Here is a 21,316-nt window from a genome sequence, read left to right as displayed (position 1 = left end):
CACGAAATTACTTCGCTGTCGTCGCTATCGCCGCAACTCTGCTCTGGCTAAGATAACTGTCCACGCGACCTAGAGCTTCGGTTCTGATTGAATCAGAACCGAAGCTTGCTAGTTTTGGTGCGTTTTTTGCGCGGATAAGTCTACGCAGCGAACCGGTGTCCACCCTCGGATCAAGTCCGAGGCTATGCTTCGCTCGAAAACGCTCCAGCGGCTCCCGCACACCCGCAAAATTGCTTGACGCATCCGCCCTCAGCGGACGATGCATTGCGACCGGTTTCGACTTATCTTTGGGCGACAACGCCCAGAAAATGCCAGGAGTGACGCCATGAATCCGCCCGTTGCCGCACGCGCTTCGCAATCAGGAACCTCGCTTCGCGATCGCCTGAAAGATCCCTCGCTGCTGCGCGACCGCTGCTTCATCGATGGCGCCTGGGTCGGAACGCCCGTCTTCTCCGTGAACAATCCCGCCACCGGCGCCGAACTGGTGCAGATCCCGCAACTCAGCGCCGATGACGCCACCAAGGCGGTCGAAGCCGCCGAACGTGCTTTCCCGGCCTGGGCCAAGCTGACGGCCAAGCAGCGTTCCAACATCCTGCGCAAATGGTTCGAACTGATCATCGCCAACCGCGAGGACCTGGCGCTGATCCTGACCTCGGAACAGGGCAAGCCGCTGGCCGAGGCGCTCGGCGAGGTCGATATCGGCGGCGCCTATGTCGAGTTCTTCGCCGAGGAGGCCCGCCGTGTCTATGGCGAGACCATCCCAACCCAGCGGCCGGATGCGCGGCTGCTCGCGATCAAGCAGCCGATCGGCGTCTGCGGCGCGATCACGCCGTGGAACTTCCCGAACTCGATGATCACCCGCAAGGTTTCGCCGGCGCTTGCCGCCGGCTGCACCGTGGTGCTGAAGCCTGCCAACGAGACGCCGCTGTCGGCGCTGGCGCTGGCGGCGCTGGCCGAGAAGGCCGGCGTGCCGAAGGGCGTGTTCAACATCATCACCGGCGATGCGCCGCCGATCGGCAAGGTCCTGTGCGAGCATCCTGCCGTGCGCTTCGTCGGCTTCACCGGCTCGACCGAGGTCGGCAAGATCCTGTACCGGCAGGCGTCGGTCGGCGTGAAGAAGCTCGGGCTGGAGCTCGGCGGCAACGCGCCCTTCGTGGTGTTCGATGACGCCGATATCGATGCCGCGGTCGAGGGCGCGATCGTCTCGAAATACCGCAACATGGGCCAGACCTGCGTCTGCGCTAACCGCCTTTATGCCCAGGACAAGATCTACGACGAGTTCGTGCAGAAGCTCTCGAAGAAGGTTGCCGCCATGAAGATCGGCGACGGCACCGAGCAGGGCGTGGTGCAGGGGCCGCTGATCAACATGGAAGCGATCGAGAAGGTCGAGCGGCACATCGCCGATGCGGTGAAGGGCGGCGCCAAGGTCGTCACCGGCGGCAAGCGCTCTTCGCTCGGCCGCACCTTCTTCGAGCCGACGGTGCTCTCCGACGTCAAGTCGGACGCGCTGGTATCGCAGGAAGAGACATTCGGCCCGCTCGCGCCAGTGATCCGCTTCAAGGATGAAGCCGACGTGATCGCGATGTGCAACAAGTCGCCGTTCGGCCTCGCCTCGTACTTCTACTCACGCGACCTCGGCCGCGTCTGGCGCGTCGCGGAGGCGCTGGAATCAGGCATGGTCGGCGTCAACACCGGCCTGATCACGACCGAAGTCGCGCCGTTCGGCGGCGTCAAGGAGAGCGGCCTGGGGCGCGAAGGCTCGCATCACGGCATGGAAGAATATGTCGAGATCAAATACGTGATGATGGCGGGCGTGTAGTCCGTCGTCGGAGCGAAGTCGCGTAGGGTGGGCAAAGCGCAGCGTGCCCACCATCCGCAGTCGAGCCAGAATGGTGGGCACGCTGCGCTTTGCCCACCCTACGACGCTGAGGTCGCTCTTTCCGGGCGGCTTTTTGCTGCGTGAGATCATACACGCCCGGTAACACTCTGTTAACCAACGCAGCCTAGCCTGCGGTCATCGCCCGGTCATCATCAGCCGATTGCCGCCCGGTTCGTTCTAGGAGAACAGCCGATGTCCGTCGAGGCGCTGACATATGCCGCTCCAGGTGCCCGCCTGACAGTCCCGCCAGAGGCTGCTCGTTCGCTTGCCAAGCGACGTCAGGCAACATCGCCCCGATTAGCGGCGAAGATCGAGGACCAAAGTGGAAACAGACCGTAAGGCTTGTAGATAGCTGATCCGTACCCCCTCATTCCCGACTTGCGGAGCAACGTGAGGCACAAATGACCCAGACCATCGATATCAGGGAAATGAAGGCGCGCGTTGTCGTGTTTGGGGTCGGCGGCGCCGGCGGCAATGCCGTCAACAACATGATCGCGAGTGGGCTGAGAGGCGTCGACTTCATCGTTGCCAATACCGACGCGCAGGCACTCAGCATGTCGAAGGCCACGCGCATCGTTCAGATGGGCACCCAGGTGACCGGGGGTCTTGGCGCCGGCGCGCAGCCTGAAGTGGGGTGCGCTGCGGCCGAAGAGGCGACCGATGCAATCCGCGATCATTTGGCCGGCGCGCACATGGTGTTTGTCACGGCCGGCATGGGCGGCGGTACGGGCACTGGGGCGGCGCCCGTTATAGCCAGGACCGCGCGCGAGCTTGGCATTCTCACCATTGGTGTCGTCACCAAGCCATTCCACTTCGAGGGTCAGCGCCGCATGCGCGTTGCCGAAGCAGGCATTGCCGAACTGCTGAAGGCTGTCGACACGCTGCTGATCATCCCGAACCAGAACCTGTTCCGGGTCGCCAGCGAGAGAACCACATTCGCCGATGCCTTCGTCCTCGCCGATCAAGTGCTTTATTCGGGCGTGGCCTGCATCAGCGATCTGATCGTCAAGGAAGGTCTGATCAATCTCGATTTTGCCGACGTTCTCTCGGTCATGCGCGAGAAGGGCAAAGCCATGATGGGCAGGGGCGAGGCTTCCGGCGAGAAGCGCGTGCTCAACGCCGCCGTGGCCGCGATCTCCAATCCATTGATCGAGGACCCCTCGATCAAGCGCGCCAGCGGCCTCATCGTCTCCATCTCCGGCGGCAGGGATCTGACGTTGTTCGAGGTCGACGAAGCCGCTACGCGCATTCGCGAACAGGCCGACCCGGACGCCAACATCATCATCGGCGCCACTTTCGACGAAAGCCTGGAAGGCATCGTCCGCGTCTCCGTGGTGGCGACCGGCATCGATAATCTTGGCCCGGCGCAGCGGGCGCAACGGGTGGAAAGCGCAGTTACCGAACTTGCGGGCAGGCTGCAGAACGACAACCGTGGCATTGCCAATGGGATCGAGCGTCACGCACCGGTGCCTCAATCAGAGCGTTCGCCGCTCCGCCCGACGACCCGCCACCCTGAACCGGCAGCGCCGATTTCGGAGCATGCGCGCCATGTGGCCGCGCAAGGCCGCGATCCGTACGGCCGCTCCGCTCCTGGGCGGAATTTGATCGAGGAAAACCTTCTCGATATCCCGGCCTTCCTGCGCCGGAAGGCCACCTGAGCACGTCCAACTGCCGGAAGTAGACGGATTGCAAAAGTCCGTCACACGAGCATCGAGGGCCTTCCTCGAGGTGCGCAGCGCGCCGCTGTTTTACGCGGCTGTGCTGCCCGGGTTCTCTGCTGCTTCTTTATTTCCAACCTCCTTGCTGCGCGACAGCCATGCTGGAAGACGGAGTAAGCCAAGCAGGCGATCGTTGTTATCTTTTGGCAGCTCGGTCGGCGCCTCATTGGCCAGGCGCGGGAGATCCAGCGCAGCGTGGCCAACTCGCACCGCATCCGCGCGTCGGTCCAGTTCGCGCAACAAGGGGTCGATGACGGCTTCGACTTCTGTCGCGACGGATGATAGAAAATTATTGAGCTCGCGAGCTTCGGGCACGACTGCGGCCGCCATCTCGGTCGCCTCGCAGAGCTCGCTGATGACAGGTGTAAACGCTTTGCCAGTTTGCGCGATTCGCTTTTTTATCGCTTCGATTTCGCCCAAAACGTGATTGCGTTCGCGCCGAACTCTTTCCTCAGAAAGGCGGGCCTCGATCTCGGCGATCTGAGCCGTCAGTGTCGTGACATCGGATGCAAGTGCGTCGCGCTTTCCGCGCGCGCGATCGAGATCGCGGCTGAGAGTGTCCACTAGATCGTTCTCTCCGGACATTTTTTGCTCCGCGTAGGACAGCCGTAACGCGAACCGTCAGCCTGGCAAAGGAACGTAAGATCGGCCGACAAAGGCATCGACTTCGCTCGCGTCGCCGGGGCGGTGGATCTAAATACCCCCAAATCATTCGCATTAGGCGACCGTATGGTTAACAAGTGATTAATTTCCACCGGAGCCAAGCGCGAGAACCCCGGATTGCGCGGAGCCTGTCATCGGGCGCGCATTCGCGCGACCCGTTGGCTCCATCCGGGCTACGACCGTTGCTATCGCCGCAGCACCGCGATGGTGCGGTTGGCGAAGCTCAGGCGCTCGGCCATGATCGAGACGAAATAGGTCAGGAGCTTGTGGCTGAGCGCGGGGTCGTCGTCCCTGAGCGCTTCGAACTGATGCGTGTTCAGGACGTAGAGCACGCTCGCGACCTCGGCCTGGATGGTGGCGCTGCGCCGCGTTTGCGAGACCAGGCCCATCTCGCCGACCGTGGTGTAGCGGCCGAGACTGCGCACGCGGGTCGGGCGGCCATCATCGGCCGCGACCATCACACCGACGCGCCCGTCCAGAATGAAATGCATGGATTCGGCGAGGTCGCCGGCGCGGACGATGGTCTCTCCGGCATCGACCTCGACGCGCTCGCAATAATGCATCAGCGCGCTCGCCTCCTGCTCGGAGCCGAGAATTTCGGTGAACCAGTCGCGCAGGCTCGCTTCCTCCTGCTCCAGCCCGCGGTGCTCGGCGATGATCTCGTTCTCGCACCATTCCAGCGCATGATCGAGCTCGGGCTCGATCCTGACCTCGCCGGAAATGAAGCCGCTCGCGCGCAACGTCTTTTCGGCCGCTGGCGCCAGATGCACCAGCAGCAGCTTGACGCCGCGCTCGTCGGCGCAGCGCTTGATCTGTGCAAAGCTGTAGGCTGCCGATGAATCGATGCCGGTGACGAGCTTGAAGTCGAACACCAGATAACGGCATTCCGGATGGCGCGCGAGCAGGGCCTTGACGTGCTGGTAGAGCCGGTTGGCCGAGCCGAAGAACAGATAGCTCTGCAGGTTCAGGCCCTGGATCGCGCTGCCATGGTCCGCCAGCAGGTCGAGATCATCGCGCGAGCGGTCCAGCGAGCTGCGATACTCGGTGCCGTCGAAACCATATTTGATCGATTCGATCCGCGCGGCGCTGAAGGCAAAGGTGGCGCAGCCGATCACGACGCCGATCAAGACGCCCGCGACGAAGCCCCATTGCAGGATGATCAGGATGATCGCGAGCAGCGACACATATTCGGTTTTCGACAACCGCCGTCGCGACTCGACGATCCATTTGTGGAGCTGATCGGCGCCGAGATAGATCAACAGGCCGCCGAGCACGAATTTCGGCATGTAGCCCAGCAGCTCGGGCGCGACCGCGAGCATCAGTAGCGAGAAAGCCGCGACTGTCACGCCGCAAAGGCGGCCAGTGCCGCCGCTGTTCAGACTGAGCAGCGAGCGGGTGGTGGAGGTGCAGCCGGCGTAACCGGCCAGGGCGCCGGTCAGGATGTTGGCAAGGCCGGTGATATTGAGTTCCCGTTCCAGGTTGGCCTCGCGATGCGCGGCGACCTCGATGCCGGTGGTGTTGAAGAGGGTGCTGGTTGCCGTCACGAACACGACGGCGACGAGATTGCCGAGCAGGTCCGGCACGGCATACCAGGGATAGTCAGCGAAATTCTCCGCGCTCCACGGCAGCATGAATCTGGTCGGAGGCGGCGGCTGAAAGGTCCAGCCCGCGGCCTGCGCCTCGGCGGGCGTGAGGCCGACGATCCAGAATGCGAGATGGCCGATGAGCACGCCGCCGACCAGGATCACCGGCAGCCCGAACGGGCTGCGCGAGCGATGCCAGGTCAGGTACAGGATCAGCGCCATGGCGCAGGCGGCCGACAGCTCGGCGATGGTGACGACGTTTGCGAACTGAGGCAGCGTCGCAAACTTCAGCTCCATGCCCGTGATGACCCTGATGGCGCCGAGCACGAGCAGGCAGCCGGTGGCGCCGAGAAAGCCGCCGACGACGGGATAGGGCACATAGCGGATGGCGCGGCCCATCCGCGTCACGCCGAAGCCGCACAGCACGATGCCGGTGACGATGGTGGCAAGCCCGAGCGTGATCAGGACCGGCGCCAGCATAGGCGCCGCCGGATTGACGGCCGCCACGCGCTCGACCAGCGCGGAGGCGAGGATCGCGGTCATCGCCGCGGTGGAACTCTCGGGACCCGCGACCGCAAATGGCACCGAGCTGCCGAGCGCGATCACCAGCGCCAGCACCGCCGATGAGATGAAGGTGGCGGCGACGCCGTAAGCGAGATAGGGCGACAGTGGGCCTGCGAAGATCAGGAGCGCATAGGACAGGCCGAAGGTGATCGAGAGCACGCTGGCGGCGCTGCCGCCGAGGATGTCACTGAACGCGCGACCAATCCGCGGACCCGGTTTGACGTTTCGATGCACCACGCCTTGCATTGCCCTCAACACCCGCGCCACTGGTAAACGAGCGCGGCCGGCCGCGACAACAAGATTCTTGTGTCAACGCGTGCATTCGTGGTTCCCGCGAAAGCGGGAACCCATAACCACAGGGGAGTCGTTGTCTGGCGAGAGTGTCGAGCAGATCGCGCTATGGATGGATGTCGCGGAATGGGTCCCGGCTCAAGGCCGGGACGACGAGAAGTTAGATTTTGAGCTCGCTGCCCGTTACCCGCCGATAAGCCTCCAGGTAGCGCTTGCTGGTCGCGTCCACCACGCTGGCTGGCAATGGCGGCGCCGGGGCGTCGCCGTTCCAGCGGCCGGCGTGGCGCTCAGTGTCGAGATAGTCGCGCAAGGGCTGCTTGTCGAAGCTCGGCTGCGGCTGGCCCGGCTTGTAGACATCGACCGCCCAGAAGCGCGAGGAGTCCGGCGTCATCACCTCGTCGATCAGGATGATCCGTCCATCCTTATCGCGACCGAATTCGAACTTGGTGTCGGCGATGATGATGCCGCGCTCGCGGCTGACCTTTTCGCCGTAGGCGTAGACCGTGCGCGCCATCCGCTCCAGCGTGTCGGCAACATCAAAGCCGACGATCTCGCGCACGCGGGCGACCGTGATATTCTCGTCATGCCCTGTCTCGGCCTTGGTCGCCGGGCTGAAGATCGCAGGCTCCAGCTTGGCGCTCTCGACGAGGCCCGCCGGCAGCTTTTCGCCGGCAAGCGTGCCGTGCGCGGCATATTCCTTCCAGGCCGAGCCGGAGATGTAGCCGCGGATCACGCATTCGATCGGGAAGACGGTGGTGCGCCGGCACAGCATCGCGCGCCCGACGATATCGGCGCGATGGCCTTTCAGCGCGGGCACCTCGCGGATGATTTCATCGGCATCGGCGCTGATCATGTGATGCGGCACGGTGCTCTCGAGCTGGCGAAACCACCAGGCGCTGATCTGGGTCAGCACCGCGCCCTTCATCGGGATGGTCTCGGCCATCACCACGTCGAACGCCGAGATGCGATCGGTGGTCAACAGCAGCACGCGGTCCTCGCCCACGGCATAGATATCGCGGACTTTGCCGCGGCCGATTTGCGGCAAGGGCAGGTCGCTGGCGCGCATCGCATTCATCTGGTCAGACCTTCAAAGCGGCCGCCCGCGAGATTGCGGGCGGCATAGAGCGATGGGGAGATAGCTCACTCCGGCAGCGGAATGAACTCATGTTCCTGCGGGACCGGCTCGAAACGTCCGGTTTTCCAGTCCTGTTTGGCCTGCTCGATCCGCTCCTTGCTGGACGAGACGAAATTCCACCAGATGTGGCGTGGGCCTTCGAGCGCGTCGCCGCCCAGGAACATCATCCGCGTCGGCTGCAGCGCTTTCACGGTGATGCGGTCGCCGGGCCGGAAGATCAGGAGGCGCGGTCCCTCATAACGCTCGTTCGCGATCTCGACCTCGCCCTCGACGAGATAGATCCCGCGTTCCTCATGATCGGGATCGAGTGGCACGCTGGTGCCGGCTTCTGCGGCGACCTCGGTGTAGAACCAGGGCGAGACCATCTCGACCGGCGAAGAGATGCCGAACGACGAGCCCGCGATGACGCGCGCGGTGAAGCCGCGTTCGCTGATCATGGGCAGGTCGCCGGCGGCATAATGCTGGAACGAGGGCGCGATCTCTTCCTTGGCCTGAGGCAGCGCGATCCAGCTCTGCAGGCCCAGCATCTTCTGGCCGTCGCGGCGCTGGACGTCAGGCGTGCGTTCGGAATGGGCGATGCCGCGGCCTGCGGTCATCAGGTTCATCGCGCCGGGCTGGATCTCCTGGATGTTGCCCTCGCTGTCGCGGTGCATGATGCTGCCGTCGAAGAGATAGGTGACGGTGGCAAGCCCGATATGCGGATGCGGCCGCACATCCATGCCCTTGCCGGCGAGAAACTGCATCGGCCCGAAATGGTCGAAGAAGATGAAGGGCCCGACCATCTGCCGCTTGCCATGCGGCAGCGCGCGCCGCACGGCAAAGCCGTCGCCGAGATCGCGGGTGCGCGGCACGATGACGAGCTCCAGCGCGTCGCAGGTCTTGGGATCGCCGAGGATCGGATCGTTGGAGGGAAGCCAGCTCATGAGGGGGACTCCTTATTTCGTGGCTTCAATGATAGCAGGAATCCGCCGCCTGCACGCCATCATCCCGGACGTGCACGCCGGGTGCCGGCTTTTGGCATCATCGTGGCTTGACTCCGGAATCGCCAATGGGGCATGCCATGGGCTTCAAGGTTCCTGCGAGGCCCCCGGAACATGACTTTCACGTCGTGGCAATTCGGCTTGTTTGCCGCGATCGTATTTGTGGCCTACTACCTCCCGCCGCTCCGGCGGTTCCAGGTCCTGCTCCTGGTGGTTGCGAGCCTGTTCTTCTATGGATACGGCCAGCCCGAGCTGCTGCCGCTGCTCGCGGTCGCGGTCGGCGGGACCTATCTGTTCCTGGTGCTGTCGCTGCACGATCGGCGCTGGCTGCCGGCCGGCATCGTCTTCAACCTCGCGCTGCTCGCCTTCTTCAAATACAAATTCCTGTTTCTCGATCCGAAGGCGCCGGTGCTGGTCGACAATGCGGCGATCGACTTCCTCTTGAGGCTGCCGCTACCGATCGGCATTTCCTTTTTCGTCTTCCACAATATCAGCCTGTTGGTTGACCTCACGCGCAGCAAGGCCTTGCGGCCGCCTCTCACCGACGTCTTCCTCTACATCATCTTCTTTCCGCAGCTCGTCTCCGGGCCGATCACGCGCGCCGGCAATTTCATGCCGCAGATCGTGCCGAAGCAGCTTGCCGACGTGCCGTTCGTCGAAGCCACGAAATGGATCATCGCGGGCTTCTTCTTCAAGCTCTACGTGGCCAACAATCTCAACGAGATGACGGCCTATATGGACTTCCCGCTCTACGAGACGCTGCAAACCCAGGACCGCTGGCTGCTCGTTTTCCTCTACGGCTATCAGATCTATGCCGACTTCTTCGGTTATTCTGCGATCGCGATCGGTCTCGCGCTTCTGTTCGGCTACCGCCTGCCGATCAATTTCGACCTGCCCTATACGTCGCTGTCGTTCTCGGAATTCTGGACCCGATGGCACATCTCGCTGTCAACCTGGCTGCGCACCTATCTCTACATCCCCTTAGGGGGAAACCGCCATGGGCGTGTCAGAACCTATCTCAACCTAATGATCGTGATGGGGCTGGGCGGCCTCTGGCACGGCGCAGGCTTCAGCTATCTGGCGTGGGGAGTGCTGCACGGGCTGTTCCTGGTGATCGAGCGGCCGTTCCTGCGCCTGCTGCAGGCGATCGATTCCGTGCCGCTGCGCCTGTTGCGGATGGGGGTGGTGTTCTTCTGCGTCACCATGGCCTGGATCTTCTTCAAGCTGCCGAATTTCGATCATGCGCTCGCCTATCTCACCGGCATGTTCACGCCGACCACCAACCCGAATCCGCCCAAATTGTTCTACAATCTTGCGCTGCTCTACGCGCTTCCGGTCCTGCTGCAGCATATGCGCATCACATCGCTGTTCGAGACCGCGCTGACGCGGTGGGAGCCATATGCCTATGGTGCGCTGGTCGCGCTTGCCTATCTGGAGGCGGGGCCGGACAGTGCCTTCATCTATTTCCAGTTCTGATCGCATGGAGCAGCAGCCCAAACCCACCGCCTGGTTGATCAAGAGCGCCGTTGCGGCAGCGCTCCTGCTGCTCGCCTGCGGTATCGCGACCGCGCGGTTTGGACACACGCTGCAACTGCCGGCGACGACCGCGCGCGATGGCGCGCTCGTCATCGTGAACCGCTATGTCGACAATCCTGTTCCGGATGTCGTGCTGGTCGGCAGCTCGCTGACCTTCCGGCTCAGGGAGGAATATTTCGAAACGCCGCGCGTGGGGAATCTGGCGTTCGCGGGCGGCTCGCCCGTCACTGCGCTCGAGATCCTCGCGAGCCAGCGGCAGCTTCCCAAGCTGATCGTCGTCGAGACCAATATCTTGTCCCGCGCACCGGATGCGGATCTGGTGAAGCGCTTCTCCACCAAGGAAGGGCACGAGGCGTTGTTCTTGCGCCCGATCCGGACCGCCGTTGCCGCCTATGAGAACCGGGTGCATGCCCCGGTCACCCACGCCCAGATCGCGGCCCGGCTGAAAAGCCTGCTCGCGCAGCCGCCCGGCAATTTCGACAACCACGTCTATCTGCAGCGGGCGATCGGCGAGATGGAGTCCGAAGACCCGAGCGCCCCCGCCAAGGTCAATATCGAAACGATCGGCCGGCTCATCGAGGTGCTGGAACAGCGCGGCGCCCGCGTGCTGCTGATGGAAATGCCCTACGCCGCGCCGATCGAGACATCGCTCTATGTCAGGACCACGCGCGAGATCGTCCATCGCGCATTTCCCGATCAGAGCCGCTGGCTGCCGATCGACGTCGACCGCAGCGAACTGCGATGGGACGACGGCGTGCACCTGGACGCACGGTCGGCGGTGCTGGTGAGCCGCTACCTGGATGAACGCTTTTCCGCTAGATTGAAGTGATATCCGCGGATCTTCTCATTCTGGTCAGTAGGGTGCAGGAGCAATGGTCGCTTGGCTCAAGTCCGGCTCAGCGCCGGCGCAATTTCACGGTCCCACAATCGAGACGCCGCGGTTGATCCTGCGCTCGTGGAAGGCTTCCGACATCGCGCCGAATACCGCCATGCTCGCCGATCCCGAGACGGCGCGATTCATCACGCCCGACCACAAGGCGGTGACAAACGAAACGACTGGCTGGCGCAATGCGGCCGTCATCGCCGGGCACTGGGCGCTGTATGGTTTCGGCATGTTTGCCGTCGAAGAAAGATCATCCGGCCGCTACGTGGGCCGTGTGGGCCCCTGGTACCCGGCGGGATGGCCGGGGTTTGAGGTCGGCTGGGGTATCGCCAAGGACCATCGCGGCAAAGGCTATGCGGTCGAGGCAGCGCGCGCGGCCATCGACTGGGTGTTCGCCAATCTTGCAGTCGATCGCATCATTCATTGCATCGATCCGGTCAACGCCGCCTCGCAGAGCGTGGCACGCCGGCTTGGTGCGAAGATCGACGGCCAGGCCGAGCTCAATGGCGATACCGTCGATATCTGGGTGACCGATCGCGATCGATGGACGGTTTGAGAGGCCTACTGCCGGCCCAATTGCGTCGCCTGTTCCACGCGGTCGAAGCGTTCCAGCGACAGGATCGCATCGGCGAATTGGTCGGCACGGCCGTTCAGGACCGGGCGGGCCAGGGTGAGGAATTTCTGCTGCATCGCCTGCGCATCGGGGAACGAGGTCGGCTCGCCGGAGGGATCGGCATAGAGCCGCTCATGCACGCCGTCGTCGGTGGTGATGCTGACGCGCGCGCCGAACGGATGGGTGCGGCCGATCTCCAGCCGGTCGTCCTGCACCACATCGAACTTGTCGGCGAGCGCATCGATCGCGGCATCGCCAAGTCGACTGTAGTCGTCCCAGCCGAAGCGGCCCTGGTCGAGTGCAACAGCACCGGTGAAGAACATCGAGAACTGGCCGCCAACGATCGAGGTCGGATGCCGCTTGGTGGCGGCGTCGCCGGTCAGGGTGATGCCGTTGCGGTGCAGGCCGATCTCGACCCGCTTCACCTGGTCCGGCGTCAGATTGTGCTCGCGCCGCATCGCGATCAGCGCATCGATCGCGGCATGGGTGTAGCGGCAGCTCGGATAGGGTTTGACGCCGATCTTCATGGTCTCAAAGATGCTACCGAGCCCCGCAATCGCCTTGTCCGGGTGCGCGTCGTCGCTGTAGCCGACGAGCAGGCCATGCTTGCCTTCCACCGATTCGACCGAGCCGACGAAATCGTTGCGCGCCAGCGTTGCGGCGATGACGCCGTTCATCGCGGCGGCGCCGACCTGGTAGCGCTTGTTCCAGGCGCCGTTGATGAGGAACTGCAGCGAGCCCGCGGCCTGGCTGCCGGAGACGCCGAAGGCCGCGATGATCTGCTCCTTCGATAGTCCGAACAGTTTCGCGGCCGCCGCGGCCGCGCCATAGGTGCCGGCGGTCGCGGTCGGATGGAAGCCGCGCGCATAATGCGAGGTCGGATCGAGCGCATTGCCGAGCCGGCAGCAGACCTCATAGCCCGCGACAACAGCGGTCAGCACGTCGCGGCCGGACGCGCCGACCATCTCGCCGACGGCAAACGCAGCAGGCACCACGGGCGCGCTCGGATGCAGCGAGGAATCGGCATGCGTGTCATCGAAGTCGAGGGAATGGCCGAGCGCGCCGTTGAGCAGCGCCGCGACCGCCGGCGTCCAGGTCTTGCCGTCGCCGAACACGGTGGCTTCGCCCTTGCCATCAAGCGCCAGCGCTTCCAGCATCTTGAGCAGCGAGGGTGTGGATTCGGCTTCGCGCCGCGCCCGGATCGTGCTGCCCAGGAAGTCCAGCGTCAGCACCTTGGCGCGCTGCAATACTTCCGGTGGAATATCCGCGAATTTCAGGTTAGCGACATAGGCGGCGAGCGTTGCGGTTTCGTTGGCCATCGTGTTTCCTCGTTCTGTCGCGCAGGGTAGGCGGGCCGGTTTCACGTTTCAAGCCGCCTTCACGCCGCGGGCATCAGCCATGCCGAACGTCAGCCATAGGATCGTCGTGAGCAGCAGAGATTTGGTCGCATGACAGCCGCCGCGAAACGTGTGCTCGGCTGGATTCGCAGCCGAAAGGGCCAATTGGCGCTGGCAGTCAGGGTCACGGTGGCGGCCGCGATCGCCTATGCGGTGGCCGTCGCGCTGCACCTCCTGCTGCCGCTCTGGGCGGTGCTGACGTCGCTGATCGTGACCCAGATGAGCGTCGGCCGATCGCTGAAGGCAACCCGCGACTACATGCTCGGCACCATCGGCGGCGCGATCTATGGCGGCGCCATCGCGGTGCTGATTCCGTATTCCGGAGAGAGCGGCCTGCTCGGCTTGCTGGTGCTGGCGGTTGCGCCACTGGCCTTTGTCGCGGCCATCAACCCCAGCCTCAGTGCGGCCACCGTGACGGCCGTGATCGTGCTGCTGGTCCCGACCATGCATCACGCCGATCCGCTGGTATCCGCAATCGACCGCGTCAGCGAGGTCGCGGTCGGCGCGGTCACCGGGCTTCTGGTGTCGTTTCTGGTGTTGCCGTCGCGCGCGGTGAGCCAGATCCGCGTCAACGCCGCGCGCCTGCTGGAACTGATCGCGGCCGCCTTCACTGAGCTGCTCGCCGGCCTGACGCGCGGGCGTGACAATGACGCTCTCCACCGCATCCAGGACGGCATCGGCACCGCGCTGGTCGGCCTGGACGCAACCGGCGCGGAGGCGGAGCGCGAGCGCTCCGCGCATCTATCGTCCGGTCCGGACACCGGGCCGCTGCTGCGGACCATCTTGCGACTGCGCCATGATGTCGTGATGATCGGCCGCGCCACTGTGGTGCCGCTGCCGGCGAATGTGCAGGCGCGACTTGCGGCGCCCTTGTCCGACGTCAGCAAGGCGATCACGCTCTATTTGCGTTCTGCCGCCGCAGCGCTGCGCATGGGCGCGGGCGCACCGCCGATCGCGCCTGTTCATGCCGCCCTGCAGCGCTATGCGAACGAAGTCGCCGCTGTTCGCAGCGAGGGCCTGATCCGCGGTCTTCCCGGCGACATGGCGGAGCGTTTCTTCGCACTCGGCTTCTCGCTGGAGCAGATGCGGCAGAACCTGCTCGATCTCGATCGCGTCGTTGGCGAGTGGTCGGAGACGTCGGCAGCGGCGAAAGAGGCGGCCGAAGAATAGGGCGTGCGCTCTGTAGGATGACATAACAATGAGATCGCGGCCCCTGCCCTTGGCTGCTGCGATGATGGCTTGATAGGGTTGCCCGTTCTCCACTGAATCGTCTCGCAGGAAACACCGGCCCTCCTTGGCCGCATTTGCCGCGCGATCCAATGGGCTTGTGGCTTGTTCCTTGCGCCCTCGGCAGAACGCTTGCTCCTGCGCACGCGCTGTCATGCTGCTGACGCAATCTCTGTCTTAGTCGATGAGAACTAAAACACTGTGTGAGAACCGCCCCGGTTCCCATAGCGGTTCCATCGCCCGGGTTGGCGCGAATCCGCAAAAAATTGGCACAAGTTCGTAAACGCCTCCGCGTTCGCTTGGCCATGCGTTGCGGCATCGGGAACCGAACGATCGAAGAAAATCAATCAAGGAGTTATGATGCTCTTCCGCTCGAGCGCCGCAATTTGCGGCGCCCTAGTTGCACTTGCCATTTCTGTTACCATTGCTCGCAGTGAAACCCGCGCGGTTTATTCAAGCGCTGTCGTCGATGTCGCTTCTGGGGATGCGATCGTTGGCGCAGCATCCATGTACAATCCGTTCCGGCCCGGATGGCGGGAGGGCGGCCCGAATACAGCCTCCGGCGAGCGCTATGATCCCTCTGGCTGGGCGGCTGCCATCAAGACAAGTTTGCGTCAGAAATTCGGTGGGGTGCAGTATGGCGCGAAGCCGAAGTATGCCCTCGTTGAGGCTGTAGGCAAGAAGGTCATCGTCAAGATAAATGACGTGGGGCCACTGACGCCTGGCCGCATCATTGACCTGAATGAGCGGACGATGCGCCATTTCGATCCAAGCCTGCAGCTCGGAGTCATCAATGACGTAACGGTCAGGCCGCTCTCAGGGGACGATTGGACCCCCGGACCGGTCCGCGATGGCCTCCTCGCCGCTGATTCTTGAAGCGATTGCACCTCTGGCGACAAGACGCCGGCGGGCGCAATTTGCACGCCGGCGATCGCGCCTATTTATGCTGCCCTGCAGCGCGACGTCGGCGAAGTCGCCGCCGTCCGCAGCGCTCGTGACCAAGGCGGAAGTTACACCTTAAGCTATCGTTTACTCTCGAAAGCTGCACTTTACCGCCTCGCGCTCAACCGCTCTTAAATCTTAGGAGGTATCGTCCGGAGACACAGGCTTCATCTCCACTATCATGCGGCCATGCGATGAATGATACCGAATCCGAAGAAAGCAAAGCTCAGCGCTTTGCGGCATTACCGAGATGGAAAAGATGGCTCGTCTACTTCGGCATCCTTAACCGCCGCTTCTTGCTTATGAGCGATGCCGAACGGCAGACATTCAGGACTGAGCAGCTCAGGCGATTTGCCGATTGGCCGATGTGGAAGAAGTTGCTCGCGACGGCAGGGCTTGCGGTCGCCGCGATTGCGGGACCTTTGCATTCCTACCTGTTCGGACAATTGACAATCGGATGGAAAAAGCTCGGTTTTACCAGGACGATTGTTGCCTCCGAAGAGCCCGTGCTTTTCGTTGCGACGTTGCTGTTTCTCGAGTGCACCGTCATCTTGATGCTTTGTCTCACGACCAAAGTTTTCTTCTTCCATCGCGACTAGAGCGCGATGTCATTTGGTTGAATCGGCTTGGCCGCAAGTTCACCTCTCCCGAAGGGAGAGGTCGCGCCGGAGGCGCGGGTGAGGGGTTACGGTCCCTCGATAGAGCAGATCCCCTCACCCGGCGCTACGCGCCGACCTCTCCCTATGGGAGAGGTGAGAAGAGGCAGCGCCCATGGGAACACAATTCGACCTTATCTCATCACGCTCTAGGTTTAGTTCACGGCCGAGCGCGCGATGCGGTTAGGCTGGCTCTAAAGCGCGACCTGCCGCAGCATCGCGGCCACGACCAGACGGTGAAAGGGCAGGATGATCGCGAGGTAGGTCCGGCCGAGCCGATTATGCGTCCGCACCAGCGTGGTGGTGGTGACCTCCTGGCTGCCGGCATGGGCGGTGACATCGACCACGACACGAAAATCGAGATGGCTGTCGTTGAAGCCCGCCACCAGCCGTTCCGGCGTCTCGCTGAGAACCGGAAACATGCCGACCATGCCAAGCGATGCCCTATCGCCTTCGCCCGACGTCTTCAGGCCAAGCGGCGCGACAATCAGATTGCGCAATCGCAACAGCGCTTCGATCCAGCGCTGCCGGCGCGCAAACATCTTCTCGGCCGCCTTGCGCGCATCGAGCGCGGTGCCGTCGACGGCGATGCGAAAGGCGTCGATGAACTCCGCGCCCGCGAGCAACGGGCCGGGATCGATATCGGGCGTGACTTCGCGCGCTTTCATCACACGGCCAGTCTGCTGGTCAGCAGGCGGAAACGCAACATCAGCAGAAGGGCGTAGGCCGCAGTCCCGGCCGATAGCCCGATCCAGATGCCGACCGCGCCGAGCGTGGTCGCGAAGCCGAGCAGGCATGCGGAGGTGAACCCGATCAGCCAGTAGCTGATCGTGGCGAACAGCAGCGGCAGGCGCGTATCGTTCATGCCGCGTAGCGCGCCGGCGGCCACCGTCTGCACGCCATCGGCGATGAAGAAGGTCGAGCCGACCAGGAGCAGCGAGGCCGTCAATTGCACGGTCGCTTCGGCTGCTTCGCCGAGGAAGATTTCGGCGATCGCGGATCGTCCGAGAATGACAAAGAGCGTCATCGTCGACATGAAGGCGATGCCGAGCCCGGTTGCGACGAGTCCCGCGCGCCTGACCGCTTGCGCATCGGTGCGCCCGACAGCATGGCCGACGCGGACGGTCGCCGCCATGCCGATGCCGAACGGCACCATGAACAGGATGGCTGCAATCTGCAGCGCGATCTGATGCGCGGCCAGCGCGGCCGTCGAGATCAGGCCCATCAACAGCCCCGCTGCGCCGAACAGGCCAAATTCCAGCAGGAACGAGACCGAGATCGGCGCGCCGACAATGACGAGCTGCCGCATCAGTGGCCAATCGATGCGCCAGACGCGGCCGAGCACCTGGTATTTCCGGAACGGCCGGCGGCGGTAGGCGAACCACAGGCCGGCGAGGAAGGTCCCGAGATTGACGATCGAGGTGGCAATGCCGACCCCGAACAGCCCGAGCGACGGCAATCGCCAAGCGCCATAGGAAGCACCATAGAGCAGGAGATAGACCAGCAGCGCATTGGCCGGGATCGCCGCGAGCGTGATCCACAGGATCGGCTCGGGCCGGTTGACCGCGCTCATGAAGCCGCGGATCGCAATGAACCACAGCGCCGGCAGGATGCCCCAGGCGAGGCCGAACAGATATTGCTGCGCGAGCTGCGCGGCCGTGGCGGACTGGCCGAGCGCGAGCAGGATCTGCTCGCCGCGGAACGGCAGCACCATCAGCGGCAGCGTGATGAACAGCGCAGCCCACAGCCCGACGCGGAGCGAGCGCCGCACCATGCGCGGATTGCGCGCGCCAAAGGCTTGCGCCGCCAGCGGGGCGACGGCGGACATCAGGCCCATGCCGAAGGTGAAGCTGACAAAGTAGACCGTGCCTGCCAAGGCTGCGGCGGCGACAGCCTCGTCGCCGAACCGGCCGATGAAGGCGAGGTCGGTCGTCATCATCGCGATCTGGCCGAGCTGCGTCAGCGCCATCGGTACTGCCAGGCGCAGGGTCTCAGTGAGCTCGTCGCGCAAATGGTGACGAGGCGCACGCGCGGCCACGCGCGGCGCCATCGAAGCGCGTTCGATGTTCTCGGTTGAGGTCATGGCGTGAGATTAGCACTGCCGCGCGCCTAAAAGGTGGCGGAACAGCCACTGCGGTGGCCCGGGTGGAGCGCAGGCGTAACCCCCGGCCGCTCGCGAATGCCGATGCGGCTGTCCCGGGTTGGCTTCGCTTCACCCGGGCTACGGCCCGGTTTACGGCTGGCCCTGCCTGATCGCGTTGATTTCGCGCTGCTGGGCCTCGATGACGCCGTCGGCGATCTGTCCAACGCGGGGATCGCTGACATGGGCGCGCTCGCTGGTCAGGAGCGCCGCCGAATGGTGCGGGATCACGACCGGGATGCCCGCGACGCCGCTCGGGCTCTCATTGCTATGCGCGAGCCAGAGCGCAATCGTCAGCGCCAGGACCGCTGCGGCGGCAATGGTGAGATTGGCGGCATCGCCGCCGGTGATCTGGAGAAAGCTGGGCAGACGAACGCGCATGGTCGCACCTGCCTATCGGGGATTGGCAGTGCAACGGACAGGTCGGCCGATAGTTCCAATTTACCGCACGCGTTCGGGCACGCGGGTGATCTTGGCGCCGAGCGCGTTCAGCCGCTCTTCGATCCGCTCGTAGCCGCGCTCGATCTGGTCGGCATTGTTGATGGTGGAGGTGCCCTCGGCGCAGACGGCCGCAAGCAGCATCGCCATGCCGGCGCGGATGTCGGGGGAGGTCATCGGCGCGCCGCGCAGGCGGCTCGGACCGGCGACGATGGCGCGATGCGGGTCGCACAACACGATGCGCCCGCCCATTGCGATGAGCTTGTCGACGAAGAACATCCGCGATTCGAACATTTTTTCGAACATCAGGATGACGCCATCGCATTGGGTCGCGGTGACGATCGCGATCGACATCAAATCGGCGGGGAAGGCCGGCCAGGGCTGGTCCTCCAACTTCGGCACATGGCCGCCGAAATCATCATGGATCTTCATGGTCTGGCCCGAGGGCACCACGAGGTCGTCGCCCTCGACGCCGCAGACGATGCCGAGCCGCTCAAAACCCATCCGTATCGAGCGCAGATGCTCGACGCCGGCACGCGCGATGCGCAGCGGCGAGCGCGTCACCGCGGCAAGCCCGATCAGCGAGCCGACCTCGATGTGATCGGGCTGGATCGCGTAGTGCGTGCCGCCGAGCGTGGCCGGGCCGTGCACGATGATGGTATTGGTGCCGATGCCCTCGATCTTGGCGCCGAGCGCGACCAGGAAATGCGCGAGATCCTGCACATGCGGCTCGGACGCGGCGTTGCGCAGGTAGGTGGTGCCGCGTGCGGCCACGGCCGCAACCAGCGCGTTCTCGGTCGCGGTGACGCTGGGCTCGTCGAGGAACACGTCGGCGCCCTTCAGGCGGGAGGCGCGGAACTCGAGCCGATGGGTCGCGGTGACGCTGGCACCTAACTGCTCGAAAGCGAGGAAATGCGTGTCGAGGCGGCGGCGGCCGATCACGTCGCCGCCGGGCGGAGGCAATGCGACCTCGCCGCAGCGGGCGAGCAGGGGGCCTGCGAGCAGGATCGAGGCGCGGATCCGCGCACACAGTTCTGGATCGAGATCGGCGGCGCGGATCTCCTTGGCGTGGATCAGCAGCGTGTTTCGCTCGGTCCACTCGGCCGAGGCGCCGACGGAGCGGCAAAGCTCAACCAGCGTCTCGGTGTCGCGGATCCGCGGCACATTGGTCAGCGTGACCGGATGCTCGGTCAATAGCGCCGCCGCAATGATCGGCAGCGCCGAATTCTTGTTGCCGGACGGCTCGATCGTGCCGGAGAGCCGGTGGCCGCCCTCGACGATATATTGGATGGGCGCCACGTTGTCCTCGACGGGTTGGTTGGTTCGCTCGTGGAAGATTCCGTAACGGAATCAAAGGGCAGTCAGAGCGACATAGCACACAAGGCTCGTCCAAGTCATGCCCTTAGCATCCACTGCCCGGCCATCAGGCCGGGACTGTGGCGGCCTGCTCGATCAGCCCGCTTTCCTTCAACTCCTGCCAGAATTCCGCGGGGATCTTGGCCTGCATCGAATTGTAGTCCTCGAGGATCTGCCGGTGGCTGCTCGCGCCCACGACCAAGGCGACGACAACGTCAGGGGCTGATGAGAACTGCAACGCCGCGGTCCGCAGATCGACGCCGTGGCGGGCGGCTGCTGCGCGCAGCTGGTCGCGTTTCTCGATATGGGCCGGGGAGATCTTGTAATTGTTCGGCCCGTAATTGTAGCGCGGACTGCCGGAGATGAAGCCTGCATTCAGCGCCGAGCCGATCACCAGCGACACGTTCTTCTGCCGCACCGCCGGGAAAACCTGATTGACGGCGTTGGCATGATCGACCAGCGAGTACTGTGAGGCGCACAGGCAGACGTCGGGATCGGCAACGTCCATGACGCGCAGGATCGGCTCGGGACAATTCACGCCGATGCCCCAGGCCTTGATGATGCCTTCCTCGCGCATGCGCGACAGTGCCGGGAACGCGCCGCGTTCGGCGATCGCGAACTGCTCCTGCCATGATGTCGGGAAGTATGGAAAATCAGGCGAGATGTCGTGGACGAACGCCACATCAAGGCTGTCGACACCGAGCCGCTGCAGGCTGTCCTCGATTGAACGGCGAACACCGTCAGCGGTGTAGTCGTAGGTGACGTCATTCGGCGAGTCCGAGAGTGGAAAGATTTCCGCATGCCGGTTGTTCTTCGAGGCCTTGAACAGCTTGCCGACCTTCGACGAAAGGACGTAATCGCCGCGGGGCTTGTTGTGCAGGAAGTGGCCGAAGCGGCGCTCGGACAATCCGAAGCCGTACCAGGGCGCGACGTCGAAATAACGCACGCCTGCGCTCCACGCAGCCTCCAGCGTCGCCTCGGCATCCTCGTCCGTGACCTTGTTGAACTCGTTGCCAAGCGGAACGCCGCCCAGCCCGAAGCGGAACTCCGGCTTGAAAAGCTGTGTCGCCCGATTTGCCTGTGCCATGCGATTGTCTCCTTTAGTGTCGGTGGCGGCTATCACCAATGACGGTGCCGCAAGGGCGCCGACCGTCGCCGCGGCGACGGTGAGGAAATCCCTGCGGCTGCCAGTTCGTTTCGTCATCGCGTGTCTCCTTCGTCATGCGGGGAAGGCGCCGAGAAGCGCGGCTCCATGCGCGGCGCCTCTTCCTTGAAACTTGAGTATGGGTCGTAAAACCGCGGCGACCAGGGTAGG

The 21,316-nt window shown here is 63.9% G+C and carries 18 protein-coding genes; 8 read left to right on the top strand and 10 right to left on the bottom strand.

The features are described from left to right. The first annotated feature begins 325 nt into the window (after positions 1–325). Together AC5ZG5_RS27415 and ftsZ are read left to right on the top strand one after the other, a co-directional pair. Positions 326–1,819, top strand: coding sequence for an NAD-dependent succinate-semialdehyde dehydrogenase (locus tag AC5ZG5_RS27415; protein ID WP_028162549.1), 1,494 nt, complete (start codon positions 326–328; stop codon positions 1,817–1,819). Between the two features lie 461 nt (positions 1,820–2,280). After that, entirely contained in the window at positions 2,281–3,537 is a 1,257-nt protein-coding gene (gene ftsZ / locus AC5ZG5_RS27410; protein ID WP_456644237.1) for a cell division protein FtsZ, read from the top strand. Positions 3,538–3,627: 90 nt separating this feature from the next. On the opposite strand, the gene AC5ZG5_RS27405 is transcribed toward ftsZ, so the two are convergent. The 4 genes from AC5ZG5_RS27405 to AC5ZG5_RS27390 form a co-directional block, all read right to left on the bottom strand. After that, a complete protein-coding gene (locus AC5ZG5_RS27405) occupies positions 3,628–4,182 on the bottom strand; it encodes a hypothetical protein (RefSeq protein WP_456644238.1) in 555 nt (184 codons plus the stop codon). 263 nt (positions 4,183–4,445) lie between these two features. Continuing rightward, on the bottom strand, positions 4,446–6,653 hold the full coding sequence (locus AC5ZG5_RS27400) for an SLC26A/SulP transporter family protein (RefSeq protein ID WP_456644312.1): 2,208 nt from the start codon (positions 6,651–6,653) through the stop codon (positions 4,446–4,448). Positions 6,654–6,858: 205 nt separating this feature from the next. After that, a complete protein-coding gene (locus tag AC5ZG5_RS27395; protein WP_456644239.1) occupies positions 6,859–7,773 on the bottom strand; it encodes a phosphoribosylaminoimidazolesuccinocarboxamide synthase in 915 nt (304 codons plus the stop codon). Positions 7,774–7,838: 65 nt separating this feature from the next. Then, positions 7,839–8,756 (bottom strand): pirin family protein, encoded by a 918-nt coding sequence (locus tag AC5ZG5_RS27390; RefSeq protein WP_456644240.1) that lies wholly within the window; start codon positions 8,754–8,756, stop codon positions 7,839–7,841. Positions 8,757–8,927: 171 nt separating this feature from the next. On the opposite strand from AC5ZG5_RS27390, the gene AC5ZG5_RS27385 reads away from it, so the two are divergent. From AC5ZG5_RS27385 to AC5ZG5_RS27375, 3 genes are read left to right on the top strand one after another with little or no spacing between them, the layout of a single operon-like run. Next, positions 8,928–10,289 (top strand): MBOAT family O-acyltransferase, encoded by a 1,362-nt coding sequence (locus tag AC5ZG5_RS27385; protein ID WP_456644241.1) that lies wholly within the window; start codon positions 8,928–8,930, stop codon positions 10,287–10,289. A gap of 4 nt (positions 10,290–10,293) precedes the next feature. Next, positions 10,294–11,178: a hypothetical protein gene (locus AC5ZG5_RS27380; RefSeq protein ID WP_456644242.1), complete on the top strand. Its 885-nt coding sequence runs from the start codon at positions 10,294–10,296 to the stop codon at positions 11,176–11,178. Positions 11,179–11,221: 43 nt separating this feature from the next. Next, positions 11,222–11,788 carry a GNAT family N-acetyltransferase gene (locus tag AC5ZG5_RS27375; RefSeq protein WP_130229482.1) on the top strand — a complete coding sequence of 189 codons (567 nt, stop codon included), beginning with the start codon at positions 11,222–11,224 and terminating at the stop codon, positions 11,786–11,788. 5 nt (positions 11,789–11,793) lie between these two features. On the opposite strand, the gene AC5ZG5_RS27370 is transcribed toward AC5ZG5_RS27375, so the two are convergent. Continuing rightward, positions 11,794–13,164: an MmgE/PrpD family protein gene (locus tag AC5ZG5_RS27370; protein ID WP_456644243.1), complete on the bottom strand. Its 1,371-nt coding sequence runs from the start codon at positions 13,162–13,164 to the stop codon at positions 11,794–11,796. A gap of 129 nt (positions 13,165–13,293) precedes the next feature. On the opposite strand from AC5ZG5_RS27370, the gene AC5ZG5_RS27365 reads away from it, so the two are divergent. The 3 genes from AC5ZG5_RS27365 to AC5ZG5_RS27355 all read left to right on the top strand — a co-directional run bounded on the left by AC5ZG5_RS27365 (position 13,294) and on the right by AC5ZG5_RS27355 (position 16,010). After that, complete coding sequence (locus AC5ZG5_RS27365) at positions 13,294–14,412, top strand: FUSC family protein (protein WP_456644244.1); 1,119 nt, start codon at positions 13,294–13,296, stop codon at positions 14,410–14,412. A 414-nt stretch (positions 14,413–14,826) separates the two neighbouring features. Beyond that, positions 14,827–15,345: an RlpA-like double-psi beta-barrel domain-containing protein gene (locus AC5ZG5_RS27360; RefSeq protein ID WP_456644245.1), complete on the top strand. Its 519-nt coding sequence runs from the start codon at positions 14,827–14,829 to the stop codon at positions 15,343–15,345. A gap of 260 nt (positions 15,346–15,605) precedes the next feature. Next, positions 15,606–16,010 carry a hypothetical protein gene (locus AC5ZG5_RS27355; RefSeq protein ID WP_456644246.1) on the top strand — a complete coding sequence of 135 codons (405 nt, stop codon included), beginning with the start codon at positions 15,606–15,608 and terminating at the stop codon, positions 16,008–16,010. A gap of 251 nt (positions 16,011–16,261) precedes the next feature. On the opposite strand, the gene AC5ZG5_RS27350 is transcribed toward AC5ZG5_RS27355, so the two are convergent. The 5 genes from AC5ZG5_RS27350 to AC5ZG5_RS27330 all read right to left on the bottom strand — a co-directional run bounded on the left by AC5ZG5_RS27350 (position 16,262) and on the right by AC5ZG5_RS27330 (position 21,205). After that, positions 16,262–16,735, bottom strand: coding sequence for a DUF2867 domain-containing protein (locus AC5ZG5_RS27350; protein ID WP_130229526.1), 474 nt, complete (start codon positions 16,733–16,735; stop codon positions 16,262–16,264). Continuing rightward, positions 16,735–18,150 (bottom strand): MATE family efflux transporter, encoded by a 1,416-nt coding sequence (locus AC5ZG5_RS27345; protein ID WP_456644247.1) that lies wholly within the window; start codon positions 18,148–18,150, stop codon positions 16,735–16,737. The genes AC5ZG5_RS27350 and AC5ZG5_RS27345 overlap by 1 nt, the downstream gene beginning before the upstream one ends. Positions 18,151–18,300: 150 nt before the next feature. Beyond that, positions 18,301–18,588 (bottom strand): hypothetical protein, encoded by a 288-nt coding sequence (locus AC5ZG5_RS27340; protein ID WP_456644248.1) that lies wholly within the window; start codon positions 18,586–18,588, stop codon positions 18,301–18,303. 60 nt (positions 18,589–18,648) lie between these two features. Next, the gene (gene murA, locus AC5ZG5_RS27335) at positions 18,649–19,944 is read right to left on the bottom strand and encodes a UDP-N-acetylglucosamine 1-carboxyvinyltransferase (protein WP_456644249.1); all 1,296 of its coding nucleotides are present in this window, start codon (positions 19,942–19,944) and stop codon (positions 18,649–18,651) included. A 124-nt stretch (positions 19,945–20,068) separates the two neighbouring features. Beyond that, positions 20,069–21,205 (bottom strand): aldo/keto reductase, encoded by a 1,137-nt coding sequence (locus AC5ZG5_RS27330; RefSeq protein WP_456644250.1) that lies wholly within the window; start codon positions 21,203–21,205, stop codon positions 20,069–20,071. Positions 21,206–21,316 lie beyond the last annotated feature (111 nt).

This window comes from Bradyrhizobium sp. Ses1, from assembly GCF_059512365.1.
Note: the sequence above shows the minus strand (reverse complement) of the source record. Positions and strands in the feature narration are given on the sequence as shown.

Coding starts and splice junctions, on each gene's coding strand:
- AC5ZG5_RS27415 (WP_028162549.1), top strand. CDS start 326: ATGAATCCGCCCGTTGCCGCACGCGCTTCGCAATCAGGAACCTCGCTT.
- ftsZ (WP_456644237.1), top strand. CDS start 2,281: ATGACCCAGACCATCGATATCAGGGAAATGAAGGCGCGCGTTGTCGTG.
- AC5ZG5_RS27405 (WP_456644238.1), bottom strand. CDS start 4,182: ATGTCCGGAGAGAACGATCTAGTGGACACTCTCAGCCGCGATCTCGAT.
- AC5ZG5_RS27400 (WP_456644312.1), bottom strand. CDS start 6,653: ATGCAAGGCGTGGTGCATCGAAACGTCAAACCGGGTCCGCGGATTGGT.
- AC5ZG5_RS27395 (WP_456644239.1), bottom strand. CDS start 7,773: ATGAATGCGATGCGCGCCAGCGACCTGCCCTTGCCGCAAATCGGCCGC.
- AC5ZG5_RS27390 (WP_456644240.1), bottom strand. CDS start 8,756: ATGAGCTGGCTTCCCTCCAACGATCCGATCCTCGGCGATCCCAAGACC.
- AC5ZG5_RS27385 (WP_456644241.1), top strand. CDS start 8,928: ATGACTTTCACGTCGTGGCAATTCGGCTTGTTTGCCGCGATCGTATTT.
- AC5ZG5_RS27380 (WP_456644242.1), top strand. CDS start 10,294: ATGGAGCAGCAGCCCAAACCCACCGCCTGGTTGATCAAGAGCGCCGTT.
- AC5ZG5_RS27375 (WP_130229482.1), top strand. CDS start 11,222: ATGGTCGCTTGGCTCAAGTCCGGCTCAGCGCCGGCGCAATTTCACGGT.
- AC5ZG5_RS27370 (WP_456644243.1), bottom strand. CDS start 13,164: ATGGCCAACGAAACCGCAACGCTCGCCGCCTATGTCGCTAACCTGAAA.
- AC5ZG5_RS27365 (WP_456644244.1), top strand. CDS start 13,294: ATGACAGCCGCCGCGAAACGTGTGCTCGGCTGGATTCGCAGCCGAAAG.
- AC5ZG5_RS27360 (WP_456644245.1), top strand. CDS start 14,827: ATGATGCTCTTCCGCTCGAGCGCCGCAATTTGCGGCGCCCTAGTTGCA.
- AC5ZG5_RS27355 (WP_456644246.1), top strand. CDS start 15,606: ATGAATGATACCGAATCCGAAGAAAGCAAAGCTCAGCGCTTTGCGGCA.
- AC5ZG5_RS27350 (WP_130229526.1), bottom strand. CDS start 16,735: ATGAAAGCGCGCGAAGTCACGCCCGATATCGATCCCGGCCCGTTGCTC.
- AC5ZG5_RS27345 (WP_456644247.1), bottom strand. CDS start 18,150: ATGACCTCAACCGAGAACATCGAACGCGCTTCGATGGCGCCGCGCGTG.
- AC5ZG5_RS27340 (WP_456644248.1), bottom strand. CDS start 18,588: ATGCGCGTTCGTCTGCCCAGCTTTCTCCAGATCACCGGCGGCGATGCC.
- AC5ZG5_RS27330 (WP_456644250.1), bottom strand. CDS start 21,205: ATGACGAAACGAACTGGCAGCCGCAGGGATTTCCTCACCGTCGCCGCG.